We start from the raw sequence: 6,793 nt of genomic DNA, 5'->3' as shown, positions 1-6,793 counted from the left end.
GTCGCCGACCGGCGCGCCACCGAGCGCCCGCACGGCCTGCCATGCGTCGCCGGCGCCGGCGAGCGCCTCGGCGCAGGCCTCCTTCGTGAAGGCGCGCGGGTCGTCCATGCCGAGCGTCCACTGTCTGCCATCGGCGTCGTCGCGCGTCGTGACATGCGTCCACGAGACCGCGCGCAGCTGATCCGGCCATCGGCGCACAAGCGTTCCGCGGAGCCATGCGCGCGTGTCCTCGGGCGGCATGTCCGCGGCGGCGTCGATCTCCTCGTCGCTCGCCGTGCGCTCGGTGCGCCCGCGCACCTTCGCATAGATCGACTCGGACTCGTCAAGGCTCGCCCACCTCAGGTCGATCGCCTGCAGCCGGGGGTCCTCCAATGCGTCGGCGATCGGCTCGTCCGGGTGCAGCCGCCGGCGCATCCCCTCGACGAGCTGCCATTTGCACAGCCATTCGAGACGGCTCGCCTCGGAACGCGACTGCAAACGTTCGCCGTCGTCGGCGTGGCGGATGGCGGCCACATCGAGCAGCGCCTGCCTCCACATCGCCATGACCGACCGGGTCTCTCGGTCCGGCCACACCGGCTCGCCGCGCGTGTCGGTGCCGTGGACCGCGGCGGCCGTCTCGTAGACGAGCGCGTTGAGCATGACCTGGATCTGCCATGCCGTCATCGTGCCGCCGTGCGCCATCGCGAGCGGCTCGGCGAGCGTCAGATCGTGCGAGACGCGGTGCATCGCGTCGACCGGATCGGCCAAGCGCAGCTCCCCGAGGCGCGAGGCGATGTCGATGCCGGCCTCGTCGGCGTGCTCGAGCGTCCATAGCAACATGCTCGTCGTGCCGAGCTTGAGCACGCGCGGCACGTCCATGCGGTTCGCGTCGCCGACGATGACGTGCAGCCGGCGCATGTCGGCCGGCGCATGCGCCTCGTCGCGCGTGTTGACGATCGGCCGGTCGAAGGTCGTCTGCAGCGCGACCTGCATATGGAAGTAGTCGGCGCGCTGGCTCAGCTGGTAGCCCATCCGTTCGCCGCGCTCACCCAGGCCGATCCTGCCCGAGCCGGTGTACTGCTGCCGGGTGACGAAATGCGCCGTCATCATCGCCGCCGTCACGTCGAAGGGCACGTCGCGGCGCATCAGATAGTTCTCGTGCGATCCCCAGCTCGCGCCCTTGCCGTCGACGTTGTTGCGGTAGAGCCGCAGCGTGCCGTCGGCGCGGCCCTCGGCATTCGCATGCGCGGCCGCGCGCCGCATCAGCACATCGCCGGCCGTGTCGTAGACGACGGCCGTGAACGGGTCGTCGGTCTCCGGCGACGAGTATTCGGGATGCGCATGGTCCACATAGAGCCTGCCGCCGTTGCCGGCGAGCACGTTCGTGATCTGCGGCTGCGGTTCGTCGGTGAGCATCTCCGGCCGCGCGGCGGCGCGTTCGAGACGCCGTCCGCGCATGTCGTTGACCGGGTCCTCCTGCCGGTAGTCCCAGCGGATGCGACGCGCATCGTCGCTTGCGGCGGCCCCTGCGACGACGTCGAAGGACCACTGCACCGGGTTGCCCCGATCCGCCATGACCGCGTACTCCGTCTCGGTGCCGACAATCCTTCTGACGCTCATGCAAGTGTCCTTTCCCGTTCCGGCGCGCGAGGCGCCGCGTCCTGCCCGTCACCGTCATCGTCGATCCGGTCGATGCGCCGCAGTTTGACGGCGTGCCCGTCGCCGAGCGCGTTGACCTTCGCCCACTGGGAGGCGTCGACGTCGCCGAGCGTGTCCCATACCGAGCGGTACTCGTCGGCCACGGCCCGCGCGATCATCGCCGCGTCGAGCGCGACGGGCGCTCCGCGTCCGACGCTCGCCTTGACGGCCGCCGTCTTGGCGCGGTCGACGATGTTGCGCAGCATCGCGCCGGAGACGACGTCGGCCAGATCGAGCGCACGCCCGGAGCCGTCGTCGAGCCGCAGGTCGCCGAGCCTGCGCGAGCCGTCGCGCCGGTAGACGCCGTCGACGAGCGCGCATGCGAGCGCGTCCGCGTCGACGCCGTCGGCGTACGGCAGGTGCGGCGTCAGGTAGCGCGCGGCGATCGCGAGCGCCGCGTCCCGGTCCGGACGGTCGACGCGGATCTTGACGTCGAGCCTGCCCGGGCGCAGCACGGCCGGATCGATCATGTCGACGCGGTTGGACGCGCCGATGACGATGACGTTGTCGAGCCGCTCGACGCCGTCGAGTTCGGCGAGGAATTGCGGCACGATCGTCGTCTCGACGTCCGAGGAGACGCCCGAGCCGCGCGTGCGCAGCAGCGCGTCCATCTCGTCGATGAAGACGATGACGGCCTGGCCGGCGGCCGCGCGTTCGCGCGCGCGGTCGAACAACAGGCGGATGAGCCGTTCCGATTCACCGACGTATTTGTTGAGCAGCTCGGGGCCTTTGACGGCGAGGAAGACGCCGTGCGCCCCCTCGCCGGCGAGTTCGTGCGCGATCGCCTTCGCGATCAGCGTCTTGCCGTTGCCGGGCGGCCCGTACAGCAGCACGCCCTTCGGCGGCGTCAGCCCGTAGGCCATGTACAGGTCGCGGTGCTCGAACGGCAGCTGCACGGCGTCGCGGATGCGCGCGATCTGCGCGTCGAGGCCGCCGATGTCGGAGAAGGAGACGTCCGGCGTCTCCTCGAGCAGCAGCTGCGCCGTGTCCTCACGCGGCACCATCGCCACGGCGAATCGGTTCGACGGGTCGACGACGACGCGGTCGGCGCAGGTCAGACGCGCGTCGCGCAGATCGTGGGCGCGGCGCACGAGACGGCGGTCGCCGGAGGCGTCGACGACGATGAGGCGCCCGTCGTCGAGCACGTCGTCGACGGCGCGCACGGCGCCGACGGTCTCGGCCGCCGCCGTCGCGACGACGACGAGGTTCTCGTCGAGCAGCAGCGTCATGCCCGGCTCGAGCCGGGATGCGTCGAGCTGGGCGGCCACCGGCACGATCATGCGGCGCGCGCCGTGCATCACCTCGACGCTCGCGTGGCGCACGCCGTGTTCGTCGCGGCTGCTGCCGTGCGGCCGCAGCATCGTCGCGAAGCCCAGCGGCGGCTTCGTGAACTGCTCGAGCTGGGATTTCGCCTTGGCGAGCTCGTCGGTCGCGCGCCTGAGGGCGGCCGCGAGCGCGTGGTTCTTCGCCTGCAGCCGGTCGGCGTGCGCGGCGAGCGTCTCGGGGGAACCGGCGCGGGGTTCGCCGCGATCGTCGGAAACGTGCATCGTCCACCTCGCCATGCGCTTCATCGGGTGTCCTGCCGGCGGCGACGGCATCGCATGTCCGGCGAAGCGCATGCATGAAAACGGCCGGATGGCTTCCGCCGCCGCATCGGGGCGTCGCCACGGGGGCGACCCATCCCAGTGTAGCGGAAGCGGCCATCCGGCCCTGACTTCAACGCGTAGCGCGTACCGCCATGCTACCGGTCGGCGCGCGAGGCGCGCCGCTCGCGTATCAGATTGCGAATCCAACGTGCGCCGAAGAAGGCGAGGACGGCGGCGAAGACGACGATGATGACATCCTCGAACACGTTGAGCACGCCGAGGATCGAGCACCACCGGTCGCCGAGCATGTACCCGGCGGTGACGAGCACGGTGTTCCAGACGGCCGAGCCGAGGAACGTCCACAGCGAGAACTGCGCGAAGTTCATCCGGTTGAAGCCGGCCGGGATCGAGATGAGCGAGCGCACGACCGGGATGACGCGGCCGAGCAGCACCGACCAGGTGCCGTACTTCGTGAACCAGCGGCTCGCCTTGTCGACGTCGTCGCGGCTGACGCCCGGGATGCGGTCAGCGGCGCGGTGGATGCGGTGCAGACCGAACCAGCGGGCGATGCCGTAGAGCGCCCACGCGCCGAGCAGCGAGCCCATCGTCGCCCACAGGACCGCGGCGACGAGGCCCATGCTGCCGCGCGCCGCCGTGAAACCGGCGAGCGGCAGGATGATCTCGCTCGGGATCGGCGGGAAGATCGACTCGAGCGCGATCGCGAGCGCGACGCCGACGCCGCCGACGGTCTCCATGAGCTGCACGAGCCACGCGGTCATCGATCCGATGAGGCCGTCCGAACTCGTCGCGCACTGCAGCTGCTCGTCGACCGGGATCTGGGAAAGAATCATCGAAAAACGCATTGCGCCATTGTCCCAGCGTTTTTCGACAATCGTCACTATGAGCCCAACACCTTTGCAAATCCTTGACGAGACGCCCACGCTGCGCCGTCCCGGCCTGCTCGTCATGGACGTCGACTCCACGCTGATCGACGAGGAGGTCATCGACGAACTCGGCGAGGCCGCGGGCGTCGGCGAGCGCATCAGCGCGGTGACGGCGCGCGCGATGAACGGCGAGCTCGACTTCGCCCAGGCGCTCGAAGCGCGCGTCGCGCTGCTCAAGGGGCTGCCCACGTCGATCTTCGATGACGTGTACCGCAGGCTGCATTTCACGAACGGCGCGCTGCCGCTCATCGACGAGCTGCATGCGCACGGTTGGAAGGTCGGCGTCGTCTCCGGAGGCTTCCATGAGATCGTCGACCGGCTCGCCGAGGCAGCCGGCCTCGACTACCGGATCGCGAACCGGCTCGAGGTGGACGGCGCCGCATCCACGCTCACGGGACGCGTCGCCGGCCCGATCGTCACGAAGGACGTCAAGCTGCGCGCGATGTGCCGCTGGGCGGCGGCCGACGGCGTCGACGGCGCCCAGACGGTCGCCGTCGGCGACGGCGCGAACGACCTGCCGATGATCGGCGGGGCGGCCCTGGGCATCGCGTTCTGCGCGAAGCCGGCCGTGCGCCGCGCCGCGCCGCATACGATCGACGAGCGCGACCTGACGCGTGTCCTCGACTATCTGCGCCGCTGAGCCTTCGGGGGGCGCCGCACGCGCCGCCCATGGCATATGACCGTCCGGATATACGACGGCCGGTCGCATCGATTGCCGATGCGACCGGCCGTTTTCGTCGTTTGGGGGGGGTCAGTCCACACGCTCACATCGGGGAACGCATTCAGTCGAGGAAGGCGCCGGGGCCCAGATGCGCGCCGCGCGCCCATTCGGCCGCGCCCATCTCCTTCTTGCCCTGCGCCTTGACGATCTGCAGCTCGAGCGCCTCGGTGCTCGTGCCGACCCACACATGGTGCTTCGTGACGCGCAGTTCGCCGGGCTTGAGGTCGTCGGGGACCTCGACGCTTTCGCGCAGCTCGGCGCTCGCCGGCGACGCCTTCGTCACATGCAGCGTCGTCGGGGCGAGCGCGTCGCCCTGCACATGCAGATCGCACCATGCGCCGGGCAGCGGCGTGCAGGCGCGGATCTGGCGGTCGAGTGCGAAGACCGGCACGTCGAATCGCATATGCGCGTCGTCGTGCGAGATCTTTGCGGCCACCTCGAAGGCGCCGGCCGGCTGTTCGACCGGCGTGATCTGGCCTTCGGCCATGCCTTCGAGCGACGCGGCGAGCAGATGCGCGCCGTCCTCGGCGAGGCGGTCGAGCAGCTCGCCGGCGTTCTCGTGCGCGCCGATCTCGACCGTCGACTGCGCGAGCACCGGGCCCTCGTCCATGCCCTTCGTGACACGGAACACCGACGCGCCAGTCACCGACTCGCCCGCCCAGATCGCGCGCTGCGCCGGGGCGGCGCCGCGCCACTGCGGCAGCAGCGAGAAATGCAGGTTGTACCAGCCCAGCGGCAGCGCCTCGAGCACCGGCTCCTTGAGGATCCTGCCGTAGGCGACGATCGCGGCGGCCTCGGCGCCGGTCGCCTTGAGCGCGGACAGGAAGGCCTCCTCGTTCGGATCGCATTCCATGACCGGCAGGCCCAGCTCGAGGGCCGCCATCTTGACCGGGCTCGCCATGAGCCTGCGGCCGCGGCCGGTCGGAGCGTCGGGACGCGTGAGCACGGCGACGACCTCGAAATGCTCGGTGTCCTTCGCCAGCGTCCTCAACGAGGGCACAGCCACCTCCGGCGTGCCCGCAAACAGTACTCGCAGCATCCTCACGTTCTCCTTGTCCGTTGTCCATCCATGATGGCGTCGTCATCGCGGGCGGGTGCACGGCCGCGCCGTCCGCCCGCCGGTCGTCCCCATCGTAGTCGACGAGGCCGGCGCACGGCGCGTGTCGCCGTGAGCTGAGCGCTACAGCAAGTCCTTGGGGTCGACGCGGAAGCGCAGTTCGCCGAACTCGCGCGCCGCGACATGCCTCGCGGCCGCGGTGCGCAGCCGCATCGCCAGTTCGGCGCGCCGTGCATGCGTGACGAGCACGACGGCCTTGACGCGGTCGCGCATCTGCTCGAGCTCGCGCGAGTCCACGGTGCGTTCGGGCGGGATCGGCACCGGTCCGAGCACCGCCGGGAACTCGTCGTCGCCGAGACGCAGCGCCGCCCAGTCGCCGTCGCCGACGACGCCGATGCGCCGCAGCGTCTCGGCGACGGCGTTGCGCTGTCCCCACACGCAGGCCGCGCTCACGACCGGCGGCAGCCCGGCCTCGCGCCGCTGCGCGAGTTCGGCGCGGGCGAGGACGCGCGGATCCCATGTCATCAGCGACTGCGCGATCACCGGATCGGTCTCGCCGATCAGCAGCCCCACGCCCCCGTCGGCGCGCGGCGCGCACAGCGCCATCGCGCGCATCCAGTCGCGCAGCACGTCGACATACGCGTCGATGTTCTGCCGGTACAGGCTCGTCCATGCGTCGAGAATCGCGACGGCCCGGTAAGCGCCTGCACGTACGCGGGGCTCAGCGCCGGGAGTCGCGATGACGATCGCCGGCGCGTCGGTGACCTGCTCGACGACGCCCTGCGGCTGGTGCGGGCTCGACAGGATC

5 protein-coding genes and 1 pseudogene are annotated in these 6,793 nt (G+C 70.8%); 1 reads left to right on the top strand and 5 read right to left on the bottom strand.

What is annotated here, in order from left to right; all coding sequences use genetic code 11:
• The 3 genes from dop to B1400_RS09165 form a co-directional block, all read right to left on the bottom strand.
• Nucleotides 1-1,599: depupylase/deamidase Dop (dop, locus tag B1400_RS09175; RefSeq protein WP_095614076.1), on the bottom strand; the 1,599-nt coding region annotated here is incomplete at its 3' end.
• Entirely contained in the window at nt 1,596-3,224 is a 1,629-nt protein-coding gene (arc, locus tag B1400_RS09170; protein WP_095614078.1) for a proteasome ATPase, read from the bottom strand. The genes dop and arc, both read right to left, overlap by 4 nt.
• Before the next feature lie 194 nt (nt 3,225-3,418).
• Complete coding sequence (locus B1400_RS09165; protein WP_095614077.1) at nt 3,419-4,042, bottom strand: DedA family protein; 624 nt, start codon at nt 4,040-4,042, stop codon at nt 3,419-3,421.
• Between the two features lie 121 nt (nt 4,043-4,163).
• Here B1400_RS09165 and serB point away from each other — a divergent pair, with 121 nt between their 5' ends.
• Nucleotides 4,164-4,847, top strand: coding sequence for a phosphoserine phosphatase SerB (serB, locus tag B1400_RS09160; protein ID WP_095614075.1), 684 nt, complete (start codon nt 4,164-4,166; stop codon nt 4,845-4,847).
• A gap of 142 nt (nt 4,848-4,989) precedes the next feature.
• Here serB and fmt read toward each other — a convergent pair whose 3' ends face one another.
• Nucleotides 4,990-5,967 carry a methionyl-tRNA formyltransferase gene (gene fmt / locus B1400_RS09155; protein ID WP_095614074.1) on the bottom strand — a complete coding sequence of 326 codons (978 nt, stop codon included), beginning with the start codon at nt 5,965-5,967 and terminating at the stop codon, nt 4,990-4,992.
• A gap of 141 nt (nt 5,968-6,108) precedes the next feature.
• Nucleotides 6,109-6,793, bottom strand: a pseudogene (locus B1400_RS09750) (primosomal protein N'); the annotation flags it as partial.

The organism is Bifidobacterium italicum (genome assembly GCF_002286915.1).
Classification (GTDB): domain Bacteria; phylum Actinomycetota; class Actinomycetes; order Actinomycetales; family Bifidobacteriaceae; genus Bifidobacterium; species Bifidobacterium italicum.
This window is presented reverse-complemented; position numbering and strand designations above follow the sequence as displayed.

What these genes read in the sequence shown, in the direction of transcription:
- arc (WP_095614078.1), bottom strand. Translation starts at nt 3,224, where the DNA reads ATGCACGTTTCCGACGATCGCGGCGAACCCCGCGCCGGTTCCCCCGAG.
- B1400_RS09165 (WP_095614077.1), bottom strand. Translation starts at nt 4,042, where the DNA reads ATGACCGCGTGGCTCGTGCAGCTCATGGAGACCGTCGGCGGCGTCGGC.
- serB (WP_095614075.1), top strand. Translation starts at nt 4,164, where the DNA reads ATGAGCCCAACACCTTTGCAAATCCTTGACGAGACGCCCACGCTGCGC.
- fmt (WP_095614074.1), bottom strand. Translation starts at nt 5,967, where the DNA reads ATGCTGCGAGTACTGTTTGCGGGCACGCCGGAGGTGGCTGTGCCCTCG.